Annotated in this window: 18 protein-coding genes; 13 read left to right on the top strand and 5 right to left on the bottom strand. The window is 47.4% G+C overall.

From position 1 onward, the window contains the following. Positions 1-112 precede the first annotated feature (112 nt). Positions 113-1,345, bottom strand: a complete 1,233-nt coding sequence (locus QZ311_RS05465) for a site-specific integrase (RefSeq protein WP_297065102.1) — start codon at positions 1,343-1,345, stop codon at positions 113-115. 1,032 nt (positions 1,346-2,377) lie between these two features. On the opposite strand from QZ311_RS05465, the gene QZ311_RS05460 reads away from it, so the two are divergent. Together QZ311_RS05460 and QZ311_RS05455 are read left to right on the top strand one after the other, a co-directional pair. Next, entirely contained in the window at positions 2,378-2,968 is a 591-nt protein-coding gene (locus QZ311_RS05460) for a helix-turn-helix transcriptional regulator (protein WP_297065099.1), read from the top strand. 160 nt (positions 2,969-3,128) lie between these two features. Then, complete coding sequence (locus tag QZ311_RS05455; protein WP_297065097.1) at positions 3,129-5,138, top strand: ABC-F family ATP-binding cassette domain-containing protein; 2,010 nt, start codon at positions 3,129-3,131, stop codon at positions 5,136-5,138. A 101-nt stretch (positions 5,139-5,239) separates the two neighbouring features. Here the strand turns inward: QZ311_RS05455 and QZ311_RS05450 are convergent, their stop codons facing one another. After that, entirely contained in the window at positions 5,240-6,079 is an 840-nt protein-coding gene (locus QZ311_RS05450) for a S1-like domain-containing RNA-binding protein (protein ID WP_297065094.1), read from the bottom strand. Between the two features lie 208 nt (positions 6,080-6,287). Here QZ311_RS05450 and rsmG point away from each other — a divergent pair, with 208 nt between their 5' ends. The 4 genes from rsmG to QZ311_RS05430 all read left to right on the top strand — a co-directional run bounded on the left by rsmG (position 6,288) and on the right by QZ311_RS05430 (position 10,296). Continuing rightward, positions 6,288-6,908: a 16S rRNA (guanine(527)-N(7))-methyltransferase RsmG gene (gene rsmG, locus QZ311_RS05445; RefSeq protein ID WP_297065091.1), complete on the top strand. Its 621-nt coding sequence runs from the start codon at positions 6,288-6,290 to the stop codon at positions 6,906-6,908. Beyond that, a complete protein-coding gene (locus QZ311_RS05440; RefSeq protein ID WP_297065087.1) occupies positions 6,905-7,546 on the top strand; it encodes an MBL fold metallo-hydrolase in 642 nt (213 codons plus the stop codon). Before rsmG ends, QZ311_RS05440 begins: the two co-directional genes overlap by 4 nt. A gap of 128 nt (positions 7,547-7,674) precedes the next feature. After that, positions 7,675-9,570, top strand: a complete 1,896-nt coding sequence (locus QZ311_RS05435; RefSeq protein ID WP_297065085.1) for a biotin/lipoyl-containing protein — start codon at positions 7,675-7,677, stop codon at positions 9,568-9,570. A gap of 120 nt (positions 9,571-9,690) precedes the next feature. Beyond that, a complete protein-coding gene (locus QZ311_RS05430; RefSeq protein ID WP_297065083.1) occupies positions 9,691-10,296 on the top strand; it encodes a porin family protein in 606 nt (201 codons plus the stop codon). Positions 10,297-10,530: 234 nt separating this feature from the next. Here QZ311_RS05430 and rpmH read toward each other — a convergent pair whose 3' ends face one another. Further along, complete coding sequence (gene rpmH, locus QZ311_RS05425) at positions 10,531-10,686, bottom strand: 50S ribosomal protein L34 (RefSeq protein ID WP_107031019.1); 156 nt, start codon at positions 10,684-10,686, stop codon at positions 10,531-10,533. A gap of 103 nt (positions 10,687-10,789) precedes the next feature. Continuing rightward, complete coding sequence (locus QZ311_RS05420) at positions 10,790-11,293, bottom strand: flavodoxin (RefSeq protein WP_297065077.1); 504 nt, start codon at positions 11,291-11,293, stop codon at positions 10,790-10,792. A 327-nt stretch (positions 11,294-11,620) separates the two neighbouring features. Between QZ311_RS05420 and QZ311_RS05415 the strand changes: the two genes are divergently transcribed. From QZ311_RS05415 to QZ311_RS05395, 5 genes are all read left to right on the top strand, one after another. Next, positions 11,621-15,196: a LamG-like jellyroll fold domain-containing protein gene (locus QZ311_RS05415; RefSeq protein WP_297065074.1), complete on the top strand. Its 3,576-nt coding sequence runs from the start codon at positions 11,621-11,623 to the stop codon at positions 15,194-15,196. A 211-nt stretch (positions 15,197-15,407) separates the two neighbouring features. Further along, a complete protein-coding gene (locus tag QZ311_RS05410; RefSeq protein WP_297065072.1) occupies positions 15,408-18,341 on the top strand; it encodes a DNA translocase FtsK in 2,934 nt (977 codons plus the stop codon). A 29-nt stretch (positions 18,342-18,370) separates the two neighbouring features. Beyond that, positions 18,371-19,000: a LolA-like putative outer membrane lipoprotein chaperone gene (locus tag QZ311_RS05405; RefSeq protein WP_297065069.1), complete on the top strand. Its 630-nt coding sequence runs from the start codon at positions 18,371-18,373 to the stop codon at positions 18,998-19,000. A gap of 148 nt (positions 19,001-19,148) precedes the next feature. Beyond that, complete coding sequence (gene trxB / locus QZ311_RS05400; protein ID WP_297065067.1) at positions 19,149-20,093, top strand: thioredoxin-disulfide reductase; 945 nt, start codon at positions 19,149-19,151, stop codon at positions 20,091-20,093. Between the two features lie 83 nt (positions 20,094-20,176). Further along, the gene (locus QZ311_RS05395; RefSeq protein WP_297065065.1) at positions 20,177-20,692 is read left to right on the top strand and encodes a GNAT family N-acetyltransferase; all 516 of its coding nucleotides are present in this window, start codon (positions 20,177-20,179) and stop codon (positions 20,690-20,692) included. 34 nt (positions 20,693-20,726) lie between these two features. Here QZ311_RS05395 and recR read toward each other — a convergent pair whose 3' ends face one another. After that, positions 20,727-21,356 carry a recombination mediator RecR gene (recR, locus tag QZ311_RS05390; RefSeq protein WP_297065063.1) on the bottom strand — a complete coding sequence of 210 codons (630 nt, stop codon included), beginning with the start codon at positions 21,354-21,356 and terminating at the stop codon, positions 20,727-20,729. Positions 21,357-21,658: 302 nt separating this feature from the next. On the opposite strand from recR, the gene panC reads away from it, so the two are divergent. After that, positions 21,659-22,507, top strand: a complete 849-nt coding sequence (panC, locus tag QZ311_RS05385) for a pantoate--beta-alanine ligase (protein WP_297065059.1) — start codon at positions 21,659-21,661, stop codon at positions 22,505-22,507. After that, positions 22,504-22,860 carry an aspartate 1-decarboxylase gene (gene panD / locus QZ311_RS05380; protein WP_123614444.1) on the top strand — a complete coding sequence of 119 codons (357 nt, stop codon included), beginning with the start codon at positions 22,504-22,506 and terminating at the stop codon, positions 22,858-22,860. Before panC ends, panD begins: the two co-directional genes overlap by 4 nt. Positions 22,861-22,931 lie beyond the last annotated feature (71 nt).

Raw genomic sequence — 22,931 nt, 5'->3', positions numbered from 1 at the left:
ATTTGCAGAAAAATAGCCAACTTTACATATCGAATAAGACTCTCTTATTTAAAGAGTTGGACAGTTCTAAACATTAAAGCCTCAATCTCCGAGATGGAAACTGAGGCATATTCTAAAGGCTTTTGAGAATAATGGAATTGGCTTTGTCAACGACGGAGGTATCGAGGCTGGCGAGATAGATTTGGGTGGTGGTTTCGCTGTCGTGGCCCATGCCTTCGCTGATTACTGACAGAGGGATACCCTTGGCTTTGGCAGCGGATGCCCAGCTGTGGCGGGCGACGTAGAGGGTCAGCGGGATTGTAACGCCGACCATTCCGGCTATGGTTTTCAGATTGTGGTTGATGTTGTAGCCTACGTTGCGGTAGGTGCATCGCTCGTTGATACCGGGATTACGGATGATGGGCAGCAGATAGTCGCTTTCGTTCTTGGGGTACTTGTCAAGAATCATCTGCATCTCTTTTGTCCATTCAATGATTAGTTTCTGACCGGTCTTGCGACGGCGGTAGGTGACGTAACCATTTTTGAGGTCCGTCTTTTTCAGAAATGCCATGTCTATGAAGCTCATTCCTCTGAGGCAGAAACTCATAAGAAACATATCGCGGGCGAAGCCCAGTGAAGCATTCAGAGATAAATCCAATGCCTTTATCTTCTTGATGACAGGTAATGGCAACGCTCTTTTGACAGTCTTATCAACTCCTGTATAGACCTTTCGGAACGGGTTGCGGTTCTCGATGATGCCATCTTCGACTGCACGGTTATATACGGCACGGAGAATGCGGGTATAGAATGATATGGTGTTGGGCGCTACACCACGCTTGTGATGCCATGCCTCGTATGATTCCATTATCTCGGAGGTCAGACAGTCGAGCATTATATCTTCATTTTCCCGATAATCGTCTTCAGACGCTTGGTTTGCCAAGAACTTCTTGAAACTATTGAGAGTGGACTTGTAGGTCTCCGAAGTCCTGACTTTGCCATTCTGTTTGAGTTTGGCGATGATGCTCTCCATGTAGTTGAACAGGGAGTATTCATCCGAGTATCGGTTGAACTCTTCGATAACATCATCAGCAGTGTATGACAGACCGTTGGCATCCAACTTACGGTCTATCTTTGTCAACCTCTCAACATCCCAGCGGATACGCTCTCGAATTGAGAGTATGAACGATTTGCGCTCACTTTTCTGTGTGGTCGTAACCATTGAACGGGATTCATCCCACTCCGTCGGGAATACTTTGTAATCCGAAAGGAGTTGTCGCACCTTCCTTTCGTGGATAATCTGGTAGTAGATTGTGCCCTCGTGGTCTGCGACAGTAGAGGGACGAAACTTTACTTTTATCGAAGCCATTTGTTTTTTGTGTTTTTGTTTGTCTATAAGATACAGCAAAGGGACACACTCCGAAAAGTGCATCCCTCCGGCAGTGTCATAAGATATTGATTTTACGGAATGAAAATGGCGGCAAGCTCCGTGAACATAACTATATATCAGCGCGTTATTGGCGATTTAATGTTTTATCGGAAAGCAATAATAACTTTTAGGGATCGGTTCAAATTACTATACAGCCTCATATTTGCATATCGATTTTAAGTTAATATTCAGTTAATTGGCAGCTGTTATATGAAACAAGATTTAAATGCCAAATATTTATAGCAAATTTATGTTAATCCATAGAGATTTATTGCTGTAATATTGTTATAACTATGAACATCAGTCGGATGTGTACTCATATGTGATTGTAAATATTGATTACATATATTATCTCCATCTGAATCCAAATCTCGTTTGATATTTCAAACTCACGCTTTACATTTACAGTTCGGAATATTTGAATTTTGAAAATTTAGTGCTGTTTTGAAATTGCAAATTGCAAATTTTATTATTTTGCAAATGCAAACTTGATTATGGGTTCAGATTGTTGTTTCCAAACAGGTTGATATAATTCATATTTTACTTATGTAAATAACACCAAGTTTTGTTTTACATACGCAAATTAAACGCCAATTTTTATCATTAACATTTTTTATATCAAAAATTAATATGCTAATTATCTGAATTATAGTAATTTTATCTCAACTACAACTCAAAGTATAAATAGCGAGATCAAGCGATTTTATCCAATAAACCCCCCAGCTTGCTATTATTGAACGTAGCATCCATATCTACAAGATTATATCCACATTTATTTATAGTATATCTTTAATTAGCACATTGCACCCTCTTACCAGTGCATCCTCATTAATTCACAAATCCAAATTCCCATTTACAACCACAGTTCAAATTAACAAACAACTCTATTCTCATTTATAAATTTGGAGTTTACAAATTAATTAATTACATTTGCATCAAATTACAAAACCAAATTCTATAAAAATTTGCATTATGGATCTTGTTTCAAGGCTCAAACGCTTTCTCGACTCCAGACAAATTAGCGTCACTCAGTTTGCCGATGAATGCGCTATCCCCCGCCCCACAGGTAGTCAGCTACTTGCAGGGCGCAATAAAAAGGTAAGCGATGAAATAATTAGTAAAATCCACTCGGCATATCCCGACCTTAACATCGTATGGCTGATGTTTGGCGAGGGAAATATGGTGAGCAATGCAAATATTGAAACCTCAGAGCCTAAAAATCAGGCAAAAAACGAGTCCTATAACAACGAATCTTCTGACAATCAGACTATTGATTTCTCTTTGGACTTCAATGAAAATTTACACGATGAAGTCGCAGAAAAAAATCAGGAGTCCACAGCCACCAACACATTTACATTCGCAAGCCCGACAGACACTCAGGCCGAACCTTTAGAGTTTGCCAATCATATTGCCGGAGAAACAGAGCCTCCACAGTCAGACACCACTCCAACATCATCATCGAGCAGAGGCAAAAGAGTCACAGGAATTGTGGTCTACTATGACGACTGCACCTATGAATCATTTATTCCCGACCCCAACCACGGCCATCCTTTCATGAGATAACGCGACGCCAACAGAACCATCCGGCAACGTAGCTGCGGATTAAATCACTCACACGACACTCCTTTTGGCAATCTGCAATATTCTGAGTAATTTTGCAGACCGGTTTTCATACCCACCCGGGACAACAAAAAAAACAATTATCGAGACTATCACTGCATAAATGAGCATATCCATCAACAGCCTCAAGGTAGAATTCAGCGCAAAATGTCTTTTTGACAACATATCCTACATCATCAATTCCAAAGACAAGATAGCACTTGTCGGTAAAAACGGAGCCGGAAAATCGACGATGCTAAAAATCATCGCAGGATTGCAGAAGCCGACTTCGGGAAATGTCGCAATGCCCCGCGACACGACTGTCGGCTATCTGCCTCAACACATCACCGTCAGCGACACTTCGACCGTCATCGACGAGGTGAGAAGCGCGTTCAGCCATGTCGACGACATGAAATCCCGGCTTGATGAAATAAACCATCAGCTGGCAACACGCACGGACTATGAATCGGACGCTTATCAGGAGCTGATCGAAGCCATGACATCACTCAACGACAGGCTCGCGATGGAACAGAGCGAGAACTTCGAAGCCGAGATGGAAAAAACACTAATCGGACTCGGATTCCTACGTTCCGACTTCAACCGCCCCACATCAGAATTCTCCGGCGGATGGCGCATGCGAATCGAGCTTGCCAAAATCCTCCTTCGCAGACCAGACGTACTGCTGCTCGACGAACCGACCAACCACCTCGACATCGAGTCAATCCAGTGGCTCGAAAATTTCCTCATCACGAAAGCCAATGCAGTTGTGCTCGTCAGCCATGACCGCGCATTCATCGACAATGTCACAAATCGGACCATCGAAATCTCGCTCGGTAAAATATATGACTACTCGGTCAACTATTCAAAATACCTTGTTCTGCGACAGGAACGGCTCGAACAGCAGATGCGCGCTTACCAGAATCAGCAAAAAATGATTCAGGACACCGAGGACTTTATCGAGCGGTTCCGCTACAAAGCCACCAAAAGCGTGCAAGTGCAGAGCCGCATCAAGCAGCTTGCAAAAATCGAACGCATCGAAGTCGACGAGGTCGACACTTCTCACCTAAACCTCAAGTTTCCCCCTGCCCCACGCTCCGGCGATTACCCCGTGATAGCCGATAATGTCGGCAAGGCTTACGGCGACCATCAAGTGTTTGACCATGCCACATTCACAATCAAACGTGGCGAGAAGGTGGCGTTTGTCGGGAAAAATGGCGAAGGAAAATCCACGCTCATAAAATGTATCATGAGCGAAATCCCATTCACCGGCACTCTCAAAATCGGGCATAATGTAAAAATCGGATATTTCGCCCAGAACCAAGCCACGCTACTCGACGAAGATCTGACTGTCTTCGACACCATCGACCGTGTGGCCGTCGGTGATATCCGCACAAAAATCCGCGATATACTCGGGGCATTCATGTTTGGCGGAGAAGCCTCCGACAAAAAAGTCAAAGTGCTCTCAGGCGGCGAAAGAACCCGACTGGCCATGATAAGACTTCTTCTTGAGCCTGTCAACCTTCTCATTCTCGACGAGCCGACCAACCATCTCGACATGAAGACCAAGGACATTCTCAAACAAGCCATCAAGGATTTCAACGGGACAGTCATCGTGGTCAGCCATGACCGCGAATTCCTTGACGGTCTCGTCGAGAAAGTCTACGAATTCGGTGGCGGCCAAGTGAAAGAATGCCTCGGAGGAATATACGAGTTCCTCGAAAAGAAAAAGCTGGCATCGCTCACCGAGCTTGAACGAAACACCATCAGACCTCTGACAGACTCGAAGACTGCGACAAGCCAAAATGGGAAAGAGCCGCAGACATCGGCCAGACCCTCAACCAACGCCAAAGCCGAAGCGGCCCAGACACCGACAGGAGCTACTGCAAGAAAGCTTTCGTATGCCGAACAGCGCGAACATGAAAAGCTCGTCCGCAAGGCACGCAAAAAGGTCGAAGAGGCCGAGGCCGAAATAGGCCGTCTCGAACAACAGATTTCCGAAATCGAGTCAATCATAGCAGGCGGCAATCCTCCCGCAGATATATATGACCGCCATGCAACAACCACCAAGCAACTCGAAAACGCGATGTCACTTTGGGAACTGGCATCCTTGGAACTGGACGAGATATCCAAATAAAAAAATCAGCCGATATGTATACACGAAGGCGCAGGTCAACATAGAACCTGCGCCTTCGTGTATGTATAGCGGCTGCACCACATGCACCGTCAATCCGTCCGTCAGACAACAAGCCGGATTCCGCCGTCGGTGATGAGTATCTTATGCTGCCGGTAAAGATGGCCTATCGCTTTCTTGAAATCCTTCTTTGAACACTGGAAAGTAGCTCGTATCGTTTCAGGGGACGCCGAATCAGAAATCGGCAGAAAACACTCCGGCTGGTCTTCAAGGCGCTTTACGATTTTCTCCATCAATGCATCCACGCGTCCATCATCGCCGCCACTAAGCACAAGGTCAATCTTGCCGTCGCCCCTAACCTGTTTGACATAGGCCGGAATGACTTTCCCTATTTCAAGCGGAGCATAGAGCTCACTCTCGTAAATCATACCATGAAAAAGATTGTCGACAATCGCCTTATAGCCCAATTCGGTACGTTTATACACAAGAGCCTCCACCTTATGGCCAAGCCTGTAGCGCGGAAAACCGTTTCCGATAAACTTCTCAATTTTAGCAGAAGCCACCACACGCTGCGAAGCATTGTCGAGATAGACATAGACCAGCACCACCATTCCTCTGGTGAGTTTCATTTTCTGCTCCCTATAAGGCACAAGCAGCTCCTTCCCAATCAGCCCCCAGTCAAGGAACGCACCTGTGTTGTTGACCTGCGTCACCTGAAGATAGGCAAACTCCCCGACTTCGGCAAAAGGACGCTCGGTTGTCGCAACAGGCCTGTCCTCAGAATCCTTGTAGACAAAAACCTCCATTTCGTCCCCGGGCTGCAGGGGCGTAGATATATAACGGGCAGGCAGAAGGACTTCATTTCCATCGCTGTCAGCAAGATATGCGCCGAAATCAACATTGCGCGCAACCTGCAGAGAATTGTATTTTCCGATTTTTAGCATCTTGTCTTATATAAAAAGAGCGAATTTATATATTTTTTTGGCAAATTTAACCAATATCTCACAAATTACCTATAATTTTGCAATCGCACAGTCCCCGGGAAGCTTCATCCCGGACGTATTGACCGCAAAAAATAATGGTTGCCATGTAATCTAAACGTCCGACCATGTATCTTTGTTAAATTCATCTATACTAACGGCCAAATAATTCATGAACGAGATATTGAAATATTTCCCAGACCTCTCCCCCGAACAGATTGAACGCTTCACAGCACTCGGGCGACTCTATCCGGAATGGAATGACAAAATCAATGTTATTTCACGAAAGGACATTGACAACCTCTACACCCACCACATCCTACATTCACTGGCCATAGCCAAATTCATCACTCCCGTCGATGGGTCACAGATGATTGATCTTGGAACAGGAGGAGGCTTCCCCGGAATACCTCTCGCCATATTCTGGCCGGAATGCAAATTTCATCTTATCGACCGCATAGGAAAGAAAATAAAGGTTGCAGCAGCAATCGCCGATGAACTCGGGCTCGACAATGTAACATTCCAGCACGGCGACATGGGCGAATGCAAACTGAAGGCCGACTATATCATATCGCGCGCAGTCATGCAGCTCGACGAACTTGTCAAAATCTCAGCCCGCAATGTAGCGCAACAAAGCCGCAACAAATTGCCCAACGGACTTATATGCCTCAAAGGAGGCGAACTGGCGAGTGAGCTCGGACGCGTAAAGCGCCCGCTGATCGATGTTCCGCTCAGCGATTATTTCACGGAAGAATATTTCAAAACCAAAGACTTAATTTATGTAAAGCTATGAAAGTAAGCAGATTTGTATTCAACATGTTCGGGGTAAATACCTATGTCGTATGGGATCCCGAATCATCGGAAGCAGCAATCATCGACCCGGGCATGATTGATGACCAAGAGCGCAATGCACTCGACAATTTTATTGAAAGCAGGAAACTCAAGGTCACGCAACTCATCAATACGCATTCGCACCTTGACCATATTTTCGGCAATACATATATAAAAGAGAAATATGGACTCGAAATCAAGGCACACCCGGCCGATGCCTTCCTTGCAGAATCCCTGCCTGAGCAATCATGCCGCTTCGGACTCCGCATGCCGCTCAAGCCACAGAGCATCGATGTCGAGCTGCATGACGGCGACACAATATTTCTCGGGAAAGAACGCATTGATGTGCTCGGCGTGCCGGGGCATTCTCCCGGAGGGATAGCACTCTACTGCCCGGAATCAAACTTCGTCATCACCGGCGACACCCTTTTCCCCGGATCTATGGGCCGCACAGACCTTCCGATGGGTGACTATGCAACACTTGCTGATGCAATCAGGCGCAAACTGCTGACTCTTCCGGACTCAACAGTGGTGCTTTCAGGCCATGGCGGAGAAACGACAATCGGCAACGAGAAAAAATCGAATCCATTCTTAAAATAATTAAGGAAATTTTTCTTTAATTAAATAAAATCATTTATATTTGCGAACGAAACGACAGCCCGAAGGCCAACCCGACCATCCCGTCTGCCGACAAAATCCCCCACAATAACGTAAATTGTCACATTGCTATGACACGACCAAAACTTAAAATCCGCGACCTTACGTTGCGCGACGGACAGCAGTCACTCTTTGCAACCAGAATGAATCAGGAGACTATCAACAAGCTTCTCCCCTTCTATGAAGATGCCAATTTCTACATCATGGAAGTCTGGGGCGGAGCTGTTCCCGACTCCGTGATGCGTTATCTTGATGAATCCCCGTGGGAACGCCTGCGCACTTTCTCAAAAGCCATGGATTCAAAGAGCGAACATCCGAAGGCTCTTCTTTCAGCCCTTTCGCGCGGCCGCAATCTGTTCGGCTACGTTCCTTATCCCGATTCTGTTCTCGAAGGATTTTATAAAGAGGCCATAGCCAACGGACTCAACGTGATGCGCATATTTGATGCGCTCAACGACATAGACAATGTAAAAGAATCCATCAGACTCATCAACCGTCTTGGCGGCACCGCCGACGGCGCAGTGTGCTACACGGTCGACCCCAAACAGGAAGAACCGGCAGAGGAAGGCGGCTTCTTTGGCAAGCTCAAATCAATGTTCTCAGGAAAATCAGCTCCTGAAAAGATTTTCACAGACGAATACTTCGTCGACAAGGCTCGCCAGATGGAAGCCCTCGGCGCAAAAATAATCACCCTCAAAGACATGGCAGGCCTCGTCAATCCAAGCAGAGCCGCTTCAATCATATCGGCTCTCAAGCGAGAAGTGAAAGTGCCTGTCGACTTCCATACCCATTGCACTCCCGGCTATGGCCTTGCATCATCCCTCATGGCCATCATCAACGGTGTCGACATCCTTGACACCAACATCTGGTGGTTTGGCGGAGGCTCTGCCGCTCCAGCCATCGAACTGATATGGATTTTCTGTCAGCGCATGGGTGTCGAGGTTGAAGTCAACATGGAAGCCGTCGGGCGCATACGCAACGAACTTCTTGAGGCTCGAAAGGCGCTTGCCCAGTTCGATCTGCACAAGGACAATATGCAGCGCCCGTTCGATCCGCTCAAAGACCAGCTGCCTCCTGAGATACTCGCTCTTTTCGACAGCGCGATTGACTTTGCAAAAGCCGGCGACGAAGCCGCTCTGCTTGACGCATGCCACAAAATCGAAGCCTATTTCGGATTCCCGAAACCCAACGAACTCGTCAAGACCGCAGAAGTTCCCGGTGGAATGTATTCCAACATGGTCGCACAGCTCCGCGAACTCAAGAGCGAAGACCTGCTTGAAGATGCAATGCGCCTGATTCCTATGGTGCGCCGTGATGCAGGCCTGATTCCGCTTGTAACCCCCACAAGCCAGATTGTAGGCAATCAAGCTGTCCTCGTGGCACTTGACCGCAAAAACGGCAAGCCTGATTACACGAACAAGTCAAACCAGTTCATTTCGCTTGTCAAAGGTGAATACGGACATACACCCGTGGCAATCGACCCCGCATTCCGCGAGAAAATCACCGGCAGTGCCGAAGAGCGCCCATATGACGTCAGCAAATACTCTAAACCGGAAAATCCATCTCTCCCGGAGCTTGGAAACAAACAATTGGCTTCAAACAATGAAGAATATCTGCTGCTTGAACTCCTCCCTGCGGTAGCCAAAGGATTCCTGCGCCGTCGCCGTGAAGAGGAATTCAAAGCTGAAGAAGCCACCAAAGCGCCTGTAGAGGTCAAGGAAGAGACCGTTGCCGTCGCAGATCCCGTCACAGGCCCTGTGATTTCAGCTCCGATGTGTGGACGCATAGTCGACATCAGGGTAAAACCGGGACAAAAAGTCAAGAAGGGAGACACGGTGCTTGTCTACGAAGCGATGAAAATGGAAAATGACATCGAATCTGACATCGAGGGAACTGTCAAGCGTGTACTTGTCAACCTTGACGAACAAGTCGCCAATGATGTTCCCCTAATAGAATTTGAAGACTGACATATAGTCAGAAAAACGACATATCGAGAAAACCTCGCCCGTATGTGTGCCATAAATGACACACATACGGGTGAATGTTGTAATTATTTTTAACCTATCACTATTAATTATTTTTATTTTATGAAAACAATCAAAGCATTGATGCTTACACTTCTGATGATTGTCGGAGCTTCAGCATTACCGGCTAACGCTCAGTTCAAATTCGGCCCGAAAGTCGGTCTCACTGTAAACGACATGCACTTCAACAAAGATGTCGTGAATGCTGACAATCAGACCGGATGGACCGCAGGTCTCATGGGCGAATTTACAGTGCCCGTAATCGGAATAGCAGCCGACATCTCAGCGATGTATGTCCGTCGCAACACAAAATTCCTTGAAGAAAACGAACTTTCAAAAGACAACCGCGACTATATCGAGATTCCTTTGAATCTTAAATATAAATTTTCGCTCCCTGTCGTAAGCAAAGTGCTCATCCCCTATCTCGGAGTCGGCCCAAGCGTGTCGTTCCTCACAAGCCGTCGCAACATTTCAGAAGCCTACAAGAACAAATCTGTAGACTGGGCTTTGAACTTTGGCTTCGGTGTGCAACTCTTTAGCCACGTCGACCTCAATGCCCGCTATGGTCTTGGTCTGACAAAGGCCGTTACTACTTTCTCAGGAGCTGAAAACGCCGGAATTGAGGGAAAGAACCGCTACTGGACCATTTCTCTCGCATATCTATTCTAACATATCGGACAATTCAATAAAAACCTCGGAGTCCGCCTCTACTATCGGCGGACTCCGAGGTTTTTTGTTAAAAAGACAACGCGTGAAAGCGCCGGAATGAAACAATCTAAATTATCACGGTGGTATAATACACCATAATCTATAGCCAAAATACACAACCGACAACAACAAAGCAATCAAGCCCGACAGAAGATTCTGCCGGGCTGAAAATCTTACGATTTGAAAAAGAGATAATTACTTACCTGCGATTGAGTCTGAAACGGTCAGACGAGCGCGACCTTTAGCGCGACGACGAGCGAGGACCTTACGACCATCGGGGGTAGACATGCGTGCACGGAATCCGTGTTTGTTAACTCTCTTTCTGTTAGAAGGTTGAAATGTTCTTTTCATTGCCGTATATGTTTATTTTTTGTTATTCCGCATTTTGAGGTGCAAATTTATGAATTAATTTTTATACGGTCAAATATTTTTCACATTTTATAACATAATTCTTTTAAATAATTTCCTCTTTTATGACATCGCACCATGCTTTTACCCGTTCGGATGTCATTTCAGGATGATTTACATTATCAATACAAAGACCGACTATCAGGCCATGAACGTCACTTTCGGAATGCCGGTAATTGTATCCATCGTTGTTGAATGGCGCGATGAACATCGCATGGGTGTCATGTAAGCGATGATAGATCCCACCTACCGAATTACAGAACGTGTCCGACATCGACTCGTCGCCACAACCAAATATAGCAACCTCTTTATTTTCGAGATCCAAAGCCTGTAGCCCGTCAATAAACGTAGCCATGTCTTCCTGAAGATCACCGGCGCCCCATGTGCTCGCTCCAAGAATCAACATTTCATAGTCACCTACAACTGATGGAGATACCGATGCCACATCATGGACATCTTCCGGCTTAACATTAAGACATTTTGCTATCTCCTGAGCGACCTCAAGAGTTGTGCCGGTGGTAGAACCGTAGAATATACCTATTTTTTTCATACAGACATCAAATGGAGTTTTAATTATTTATGAACTGGATTGTCTATGATTTTTCATCCGTTTGTATAAGATTAACATTTGTCATCAATTTAGGTTCGCTAATAGAAACAATTTGTGTTTTTGCGCAAAATTCATTACTTTTGTGTCATAATATCATCACATTTTTCGGCATAAAGTATCGCCTGAATACAATAAGCCAGTTGTCAATCTCTGCCACTGACAACAACGATTCTGTTACTGAGACAATTCAACTATAAATCAATATACTTTAAATTTAGCATGAAAAAAACTTTTATTTCTTGCATGGCTTTACTGGCGTCATTAACATTGTCAGCACAGTATTCCCATAAGATTCAAGCAGAAAAACTTGACAGAGGGGTTGTAGCCGTCAAGACCGATGGAGGAGTTTTCGTTTCATGGCGCTCACTCATCAGTGATGACAAAGACATGACATTCGATGTTTATCGCGATGGAGTGAAGATCAATGATACTCCAATCAAGAACAAGACCAACATCACCGATGCAGAAGGAACGACAGCGTCTAAGTACACAATAAAGTCGCTGCTCAACGACCAGATTTCAGAAACTTCATCAGAAGTCTCTGTCTGGGAAACACCCTATCGCAAAGTGCACCTCAATCGTCCCGAAGGCGGGAAGTCGCCTGCCGGCGGAAAGGATGAACAACGCGACTACACATACACCCCCGACGATGTGTCGGTAGGAGATGTGGACGGCGACGGCGAATGGGAACTGATTGTCAAATGGCATCCGACAAATGCCGCCGACAATTCATTTTACCGCTATACCGGCAATACGATAATCGATTGCTACAAACTTGACGGCACGCAATTATGGCGCATTGACCTCGGACAGAACATCCGTTCCGGCAACCATTACACCCAATTTATGGTTTATGACTTCGACGGAGACGGATGTGCGGAAATGATTTGCAAAACCGCACCCGGAACAATTGACGGCAAGGGGACACCGGTGTTGATGGGAGATGACAAAGCAGATGCCGACTATCGCAATTCGACAGGTCATATACTCACAGGCCCTGAGTACCTGACTGTATTCTCAGGCAAGACAGGCGAAGCAATCCATACAATCGCATACAACCCGCCACGTAACTCACATCCATTCGACAAATCGACAAACGGCTGGGGCGATTCATATGGAGGCCGTTCAGAACGCTATCTCGCAGGAGTAGCATATCTCGACGGCAAGAAGCCAAGTGCGATTTTCTGTCGCGGCTATTACACCCATTCATATCTCTGGGCCGTTGATTTCGACGGCAAGCAGCTTAAAGAAAGATGGCTTCACGCATCCACCGAAAAAGGGAAGGGTGCATACGGCGAAGGCGCACACTCACTGACCATAGGCGATGTTGACGGCGACGGCTTTGATGAAATAGTCTACGGGGCAGCCTCCATCGACCAAGATGGAACACTCCTTTACCGCACAGGAGCCGGCCACGGCGATGCGCTACATCTGGCACAAATGCTTCCGGACCGTGAAGGCCTACAGGTATTCATGCCCCATGAAGAGACCTCAAGCAGCTACAAATATGACACTGAGATTCGCGATGCCAAGACCGGTGAAATATTATTCTTCGAGCCACAATCGGGCAAAGACATCGGACGCGGACTTGCGGCAAACATCTCGTCGAAATATCGCGGATACGAGTACTGGTCTTCGACCAACAAGGTGTTCAACAACGGCCAGCAACTTTCAGCCAAACGACCTTCAGTAAACTTCCGTGTATACTGGGACGGAGACCTTCTTGACGAACTTCTCGACGGAACGACAGTGAGCAAGGCAAACGATGAAATAACAAAGATTAACACGCTTGTCAATTTCAACCAGTATTCCAACGCTGCGTCATGCAACACGACCAAGGCTACGCCTAATCTTCAGGCCGACCTTTTCGGAGACTGGCGCGAAGAAATAATACTCCACGACAGCTCTACCGAGTCCGACCTGCTTATATTTACGACAACAATCCCGACCGACTACAAAGTCCCGACACTGATGCAGGACCGCCAGTATCGAGTAGCCGTGGCATGGCAAAATGTAGCATACAACCAGCCCCCTCACCTCAGCTACAACCTTGAAGAAGCGTTCAACACCCACGGAGCACTTTCAATCATTTCCGGTTCGCTAAGTCAGGTAATATACGCCGGCGACCCGATCCAGCCTATCCAATTCAAAGTGATACGTGCAACCGGCGCCGAAATCAAAGGTCTTCCTGATGGCCTGAACTATGAATTTGACCCGGCCACATTGACAGGAACAATCAGCGGAACGCCCACAAGTGTTGGCGAATACTCGTTCAGCATAATGACCACAGGCGCAGCAGAGGACACCAACGCGATGCTTGAAGCCACAATCAATGTGCGCCAGAACACGTCGATTGAACTTGTCGCCTACTATCCTTTCGATAAAATCGGAGAAGATACTCCTAACCTTATCGGCGGAAAAGCCGTGTCCAACGGCAAGTCCGGCGAAGCAGTGGAAGGCAAAAAAGGCATGGCGCTCAAGCTGGATGGCACGAACCGATACGTACAGGATGATTACGAACTCATCGACTTCGGAGACAAGTCATTCACTATCGAACTCTGGATGAATTCCACATCTGACAAGAACTGCTATCTTCTCAACAAGGGTGTGATTTCGCCATCAAACGGCTCAGGCAACTGGTATGGCATCGAATTCAAAGACAACAAGGGCTCAAAAGAGCTTCGCTTCGCTGTTGACGACAATGTAACCAAAAAGCAGATTGAAGTCACCGGAGCAGAGAAATACTTTGACGGAGAATGGCATCACATTGTCGTGTCGCGCGATGTCGTTGCAAAACATCTGTTCATGTATGTCGACGGAGAACTCGTGGCAGATGGCGATGACCCGACCACAAGCATATCCTCCCCCGGCGAACCACTCGTCATCGGCGATGTAACTGCTTTTGACAACTCATATGTCGGTCTGATTGACGAACTTTCGATATATCGCGGAGTCATGAGCGCCAGCAAGGTCAAGGAACATTACGAAGCCACCGGAGGTGAATACGTCGCATATTTCCCGATGGATGAAATCGGTGAAACGACTCCTAACCTCGCATATGGTGAAGCAAGCGTCAAAAATGGCACAGCCATTTCAGTCGACGGACTGAAAGCCGGCGCAATACAGTTTGATGACAGCTATTTCCTGACACAACCGATATATGACGCGATAAATGTCGGAGAAAACGACTTCACAATCGAGATGTGGGCCCGCTCTACGGACGAAGACGGCTATCTCTTCTGCATCGGAACCCACAACACGACAAATGTCCCCGGAGGCACAGGCAATTGGATCGGACTTGAGCGCAAGAACGGATATCTGAGCTTCTCAATCGACGACAATGTAAAGAAAACAGATTGTAAGCTTGATGATGCAGCGGATGCGTTCGATGGCAAATGGCATCACATCGCATGTGTGCGCAATGTGGCCGACAAGACCATGAAGCTGTATGTTGACGGCAAGGAAGTCGCCGGTGCGAACAATGTGGCAACAGGCGCAATCAACTTCTCCGAGACAGAACTGTTCTTTATCGGAGGTGACGACGAGTCCGGCAACCGCACATTTGCAGGAGACATCGACGAACTCATCATCTATCCGAAAGCCCTTTCAGCAGCAGAAGTTGAAGCTAACTACATGCTCCTACGTCTCTCTGAGATTGAAGATATCATCTCCGAATCGGCCAACGCACGCTATACCGTCGTTGACGCGTTCAGCGGACGCATCATCCGTACGGCAGTCGGAGTCGATCGCGCAGACATCATCGACAATCTCCAGCAGGGAATATACATCCTCGTCGTAGAAGACGGCACATCTGTCCGCAACTACAAATTCGTCAAACGCTAAATCAAAGTATTGACCAATCCTACAGAGCCCGCAGCCAGAACATCTGGTTGCGGGCTGTTTTTTGAGGGGGACAAAGACAGTTTATACTTCAAAATTGTCGAATAGTAATTTTTCATTGATGATTTTTATACTGAGATTTTTTTTCTGAAATAAAAATTGTAATTTTGTTTTCCGTTTTTTCAGTATGAAAAAGCACACTTCATTTACAACTATGCCATCACAATATTCCCCTATAGACGAATCGTCGTATACCGATACTGCGTTTGACCCCGAAGCCATGCTTAACGGAGTCAGCTCCCAATATACCTCTGCACCGACTGCCAATCAGGGCGGCTTAGCCGAAGAGCCGATTAATACCAACGCCGGATATCAAGGAAATCCGGCTTCCGGAGTCAGACCAGAGCCTGCTCCTGCTCCAGCTCCAGCCTCAAGCGCGCCAAAAAGCAGCCACCGCAGACGGAAAAAATCACCTTCAGCGTTTGCAAGAACCCTAAGACTCATCGGAGACTCACGCACAGTGATGTTTCTCGGAATAGTCTTCATAATTGCGGCCGGCTACTCGCTGATAGTTGCAATGTCATATTTCTCCCACATAGGCAACGACCAGAGCGCACTGCTCAACGGTGACTTTGATCCGGACATGATTAAGAATGCCGGAGGCCCGTTGGGGGCTTGGCTGGCACACACCCTGATATACAAGTGGCTCGGAATAGGCTCGTTCATACTGATTTACTACCTTGCCATGTGTGGTCTGTCGATGCTAAAAGTGTATCGTCCTCCGTTCTGGTCACTGACATTGCGTTGCCTCCTGACAGCAGTCGCACTATCAGTGATTTGCGGATTCGCTACATATGAGCTGTCGTCTCCAATCTATTGGGGCGGCCAGCACGGTCACCTGCTCAACGAAAAGCTCATGATATTCACCGGATTCTGGGGTGCACTCGGTTTAAGCCTTATAATGGGTGGTCTTGTCGTCATACTCTACCTGAAAGAGCTCAGACATATAACCGACTACATGTCGGAAGGCATAAGGGCATATCGTGCGCGTCAGGCCGAGCGACGTGCAGAACGCGAACGGATACGAGAAGCCGAAGAAGCCGAGCGTCGCGAAAAGGAAGCTCAGGAAGAAGCACTCAGAGCCGCCGAGGCCGCCCGCATTGCCGAAGAAGAACGGATAGAGGCTGAAAGAGCAGAAGCACAACGTCTTCAGGACCTCAAAGCCACCACAGCGCCATTGTATCCACAAGCGCCACAGCAGCCACTATACGGCGTAGCACAGCCAGTTCCGAGGCAAGCCGTTGAAAAGTCTATCGCAAAACCGGTGAAAACCGAAAACCTTTTTACAACTCAGGAAGCTGAAACAACAGAGACAACCGAATCCGAAAAGTCTCAGAGCACTTCTGATGCTGAAATTCCGACTGTAGATGACGAATTTGGGGAAACGGTGGTCATGGATGAGTCCGGCACTGAAGAAAACGACTGCTGCTCCGATGGCGAATCTGTCGCAAATGATGAGAACGACAATCTTTCGCCTCTATTTGCCGACAAAAATCAAACGACAGATGAGACAAAAGACAACTATACCGAGATGCCCCTTTTCGCGTCTGACAAAGCCGTCCGGTCACAGCAGAAAGTTGTCGATATGGCTCCGTTCGATCCTCGCGCAGATCTTTCGCATTATAAATTTCCATCAGTCGACTTCCTGCGTCCCTCCAACAACTCCGGGGTGAGTGTCGATGCTCAGGAGATGGAAGAGAATAAAATCCGTATCACTGATACGCTTAACCATTACGGAATTCCGATTTCAAAAATCGAAGCCACAGTCGGCCCGACTGTCACACTTTATGAAATTATTCCGGCCGAAGGCGTGCGCATCGCAAAGATCAAACGTCTTGAAGACGATATCGCACTCAGCCTTGCAGCACTCGGAATACGAATCATCGCGCCAATCCCGGGTAAAGGAACAATCGGCATCGAAGTTCCAAACAAAGACCCACAGATTGTGTCAATGCGCTCGATAATTGAATCGCCGACATTCATAAACAGCCATATGGATCTTCCGATGGCGATGGGACGCACCATCAGCAATGAGGTTTTCATGGCCGACCTTTGCAAAATGCCACACCTGCTTGTGGCCGGTGCAACAGGTATGGGTAAATCCGTTGGCCTCAATGCCATAATCGCTTCTCTTCTCTACAAGAAACACCCTGCTGAATTGAAGTTCGTGCTGATTGACCCTAAAATGGTTGAATTCAGCCTCTATGCACGTCTTGAACGCCACTATCTCGCCAAACTTCCTGAAGAAGAGGAAGCAATCATCACCGATCCGATGAAAGTGGTCGCAACTCTCAACTCGCTTTGTGTCGAGATGGACAACCGCTATGCGCTGCTCAAAGAGGCCTCGATGCGCAACATTAAAGAATATAACGACAAGTTCATCCACCGTCATCTCAATCCCGAAAAAGGACACCGCTTTCTCCCCTACATCGTGGTCATTGTCGATGAGTTCGCCGACCTTATAATGACGGCCGGAAAAGAAGTTGAAACGCCAATCGCCCGTATCGCCCAAAAAGCACGTGCGGTGGGAATACATATGATTCTTGCCACCCAGCGTCCATCGACAAATGTCATCACAGGTGTCATCAAAGCAAATTTCCCCGGGCGTATAGCATTCCGCGTATTCCAGATGGTCGATTCACGCACAATCATAGACCGTCCCGGAGCAAACCAGCTGATCGGACGTGGCGATATGCTTTTCAGCAACAACGGCAAGCTTGACCGCGTTCAATGCGCCTTTATCGACACTCCTGAAGTAAGTGCCATATGCGACAGCATCAATGAACAAGTCGGTTATCCTTCGGCATATGAACTTCCGGAATACATCGCCGAATCAGGCGACACAGGCAAACTCGCATCCGTAGGCGACCGCGACCCTCTGTTTGATGAATGCGCACGTCTTGTCGTGACCACCGACACGGCATCGACATCTTCTCTACAGCGACGCTACTCCATCGGTTATAACCGAGCAGGCAAAATTATGGACCAGATGGAGGCTGCCGGAATTGTAGGGCCTTCTCAGGGAGGAAAACCGCGACAGGTCCTTGTTGATTCAATGACACTCGAACGGATTCTTGAAAACAACTGATATCCGACAAAAAGTCAATTTACCCCCCAATGAACACTATTACATCACATAAACGGCTCTTTTTTCTGCTGGCAATGCTTGTCGGGATGATTCTGACATGCAATGCGGCTGAAACAGCCACCTCCATCCTCGACAAGACTGCAGCGAAAGTAAAGATGTCGAAATCGCTGACTGCTAAATATGTCATTACAGCCGATGGACACAGACAGAACGGGACTCTAACAATATGTGGCGACCGCTTCACCATATCTTCACCGCAAATCTCATCATGGTATGACGGAAAGACCCAGTGGACATATTCCACCCAGACAGGTGAGGTAAATATCACAGAACCAACACCAGAAGAACTCCAACAAGTCAATCCCTTCGCTATCATCAATTCATTCCGTAAGTCATATAAGGCCGCTCTGCTTAAATCGCCATCGACAGAAAAGAAAATAAGACTTACAGCATTGAATCAGAAAAACGATATAAAAAGTGTCGTCCTGACATTGGCAGCCTCCACACTCTACCCTACTTCCATTGAACTGACACTTAGCAACCGCCGTGTCATAACAATCAAAGTCGAGTCTGTCGTGGCCGGTAATGCCCTGCCTCTATCCGATTTCCGTTTCGATGCAAAGAAATATCCCGGCATACCTGTGGTGGATCTCAGATGAGACATCTAAAAATCAGGTCGAAAAACGTTAACTTTTCGAAAAACGGGCGACAAGCAGACGTTATGAAGCGTTATATGAACGTGTTTCATGGCAAAACCTCTAAATCATTTTTTGTATAACAATACCTTAGTAAAAGCATTAAAGAATCATGGCTGAAATCAAAACTCGCTGTCTGATTATCGGTTCAGGCCCTGCCGGCTATACAGCAGCTATCTACACCTCGCGTGCAAACATTGCTCCGCTTGTTATTGAAGGGATGCAGCCCGGTGGCCAGCTCACCATCACGACAGAAGTAGAGAACTTTCCCGGACAGCCCAACGGCATCACAGGTCCACAACTGATGGATGACATCAGAACTCAAGCGTTGAAATTCGGGGCTGACATACGCACAGGCCTCATAACTGAAGTTGACTTCTCGAGCCGTCCGTTCAAAGCAAAAACAAACAACGGACTTGAGATTGAAGCAAACACCGTCATCATTTCGACCGGAGCATCGGCACGCTATCTCGGGCTTCCTGACGAAAAGAAATATTCAGGCCTCGGCGTTTCGGCCTGCGCGACATGCGACGGTTTCTTCTATCGCAAAAAACGCGTGGCTGTAGTCGGAGGCGGAGACACCGCATGCGAAGAAGCGCTCTACCTCAGCAATCTTGCATCCGAAGTATTCCTCATCGTTCGCAAGCCTCATCTACGTGCCTCGAAAGTGATGCAGGAAAGAGTATTGAACAAGAGCAATATCAAGGTTCTTTTCAACACTAACACCACAGGGCTTTATGGCGAGGAATATCTCGAAGGAGCTCATCTTGTTGAGAATGTCGGCACAAGCAACGAACAGCATTACGACCTTCCCATCGACGGCTTCTTCCTTGCTATCGGCCACAATCCTAACACCGAGGTGTTCCGCCAGTATATCGACTGCGACGCAGCCGGCTACATAAAGGTTAAAGACGCCGGTACACAGACAAACATACCCGGTGTATTCGCTGCAGGCGATGTCGCTGACCCGACATACCGCCAGGCAATCTGTGCCGCAGGAATGGGATGCAAAGCTGCTCTTGATGCCGAACGTTTCCTTAACGAAGAAGGTCTGTAACCACGATTTCATATCAATTGTCCCGTAAGCACATCACAATACGAGATGGTGGTCTTGCGGGACAATTTTATAATTATATATGTATGCTAAGCGACGGTATCATTTCATTAAGAGCCTTAGAGCCTATTGACGTAGACACTCTCTATCAGTGGGAAAATGACCCCAGCCTATGGAGCGTAGGAGTAACACTTGCCCCATACTCCCGAAAACAGTTATGGGACTATGTCAATAATTATGATTCCGACATCTACTCGGCAAAGCAGCTAAGACTGATGATAACACTCAACGAGAATAATAAAACCATCGGCACACTCGATTTGTGTGATTTCGATGCGGCCAATTCTCGCTGCGGAGTCGGCATACTGATTTCGAGCGAGTTTCAACGTCATGGCTACGGGCTTAGGACGCTTGAACTTACAGCAAGATACTGCCGTGAGACATACTCACTGCATCAACTGTTCAGCACCGTTGCAGCTGACAACATCCCTTCACGCAGGCTTTTTGAAAAAGCAGGCTATCGAATCTCCGGCAGGTTCAAATCATGGTTGCGTAAAGCCGACTCATATACCGACGCATATCTTTATCAGAAATTCTTATAATCGTTGGCAATGCGCCGCCAACAATCCATATGCCTCAATTACGGCGTATGGAATCGGCGAACAAGGTACGGTTCAATAGCGAGCGTCCGAGTGTAATTTCATCAGTATATTCAATTTCATTTCCCACTGATACACCCCGGGCAAGTTGCGTAATCCTGACATCGCTGAATTCGGCAAGACGCCGGAAAAGGTAGAAATTAGTAGTCTCCCCCTCCATCGTAGCACTCAAGGCGAGAATAACCTCGCTGATATCACCGGCAGCCACACGCTCGACAAGCGAATCAATCGCGAGCTGGTCGGGTCCTACTCCATCCATCGGTGAAATCACGCCGCCAAGCACATGGTAAAGTCCGGTGTACTGACCGGTGTTTTCAAAGCTCATAACATCCTTGACACTTTCCACCACACACACCGTCGTGCGGTCACGCCTGACGTCACCACAAATCGGACACACTTCTGTTTCAGATATGTTGTGGCAAACAGAACAGTAACGGATGCCACGCCGCATATTTATGATAGACTCTCCCAGTGCCACTCCTATCCCTTCATCCATACGAAGTATGTGGAGCGCGAGTCTTAATGCAGTTTTCCGCCCTATACCGGGCAGCCGTGACAACTCTGTGACAGCACCCTCAAGCAGCTTTGATGCAAATTCCTGTTGCATTTTTTCGTTCAATATATTAATCTAACTTCAAAGTTACGAAATTTGCAGCAATATACCATAGCCTCTGTCTCATTTTGAATTTTTTTGAATACGGCATTCGACAACATTCGGAATGTCGCCGTCTATGAACCAAACTCAAAGCCACAAAAATTCAATTCGCACACACATCAAATCTACGTGCACACACATATTGATAAATATCCGGGACAACATACAGTGGAATCAATAAACTTTTTTATTTGCTTGTTGTACAAATAATGTTTAATTTTGCACTCTGAAATTTCAGACATACCAGAAAAGAAATGGAAATAATTCGCACTGTAGCAGAATTAAAAGCCAAGCTCAACGTTGCCCGTGAAAACGGCAGCATCGGACTCGTCCCTACAATGGGAGCGCTCCACGCAGGACACCTGTCACTGATTGAGCGCGCCCGTCGTGAGAACGACACTGTAGTGGTAAGCGTATTCGTCAACCCGACGCAGTTCAATAACCCTAACGACCTTGCGACCTATCCGCGCACAGAAGAAGCCGACACAGCTTTAATGCGTGAAGCTGGCGTTGACTATGCATTCATCCCTTCGGTTGAAGAAATCTATCCCGAGCCAGACACCCGCGAGTTCGCTCTCGGACCGGTGGCCGAAGTGATGGAAGGCGCAATGCGTCCCGGCCACTTCAACGGCGTGGCTCAGATTGTCAGCAAGCTCTTCGACTTCACACGCCCGACACGTGCATATTTCGGAGAGAAAGACTTCCAGCAGATTGCCGTAATCCGAAAAATGGTCGAGCTTGAGGGTTTTGATCTCGAAATTGTCGACTGCCCTATCAAACGTGAAGACGACGGTCTTGCAATGAGTTCACGCAATGTCCGTCTGACACCTGAGCAGCGAGCAATCGCCCCCGCCATCCACAAGGCACTAGAAGGCAGCCTCTCATGGGCGGCCGACCATAGCGTAGAAGAAACAAAGCGCTATGTTATCGACGAAATCAACTCTTTCCCGCAAATGGAGGTGGAATATTATGAAATCGTCGACGCACTGACAATGCAGCCGGTCAGCGACTGGAATGCGACAGACAGCGCAGTAGGATGTGTGACAGTATTCTGCGGAGATGTCCGCCTGATTGACAACATAAAATATCCAAAAAGGAAATGACACTCGAACTACTCAAGTGCAAAATCCACCGTGTGACTGTCACTGAAGCCCGTCTGGACTACATCGGCAGCATCACCATTGACCAAGATCTCCTTGACGCAGCCGGAATTTTCCCCGGAGAGCGCATCTATATAGTAGACAATAATAACGGCGAACGTTTTGACACCTACGTCATCCCCGGAGAAAGAGGCTCTGGCGTAATCTGTCTCAACGGAGCTGCTGCCCGCAAAGTGCAGGTGGGCGATGTGGTAATCCTCATGTGCTATGCACAGATGACGCCCGAAGAAGCCAAAAACCACAAGCCTGTGGTGCTCTTCCCCGACACCCGCACCAACCGTCTTCTGCCGGAATAAGCCGGAAGACTTAACGGTGGCAGGCATTCAAGCCGTTAAGTATTTATAAGCAAAAGTTTTTCTAACCCCCT

Source organism: uncultured Duncaniella sp., assembly GCF_910578445.1.
Taxonomy (GTDB): Bacteria; Bacteroidota; Bacteroidia; order Bacteroidales; family Muribaculaceae; genus Duncaniella.
The sequence above is the reverse complement of the archived record's forward strand: the minus strand, read 5'-3'. Positions and strand labels throughout refer to the sequence as shown.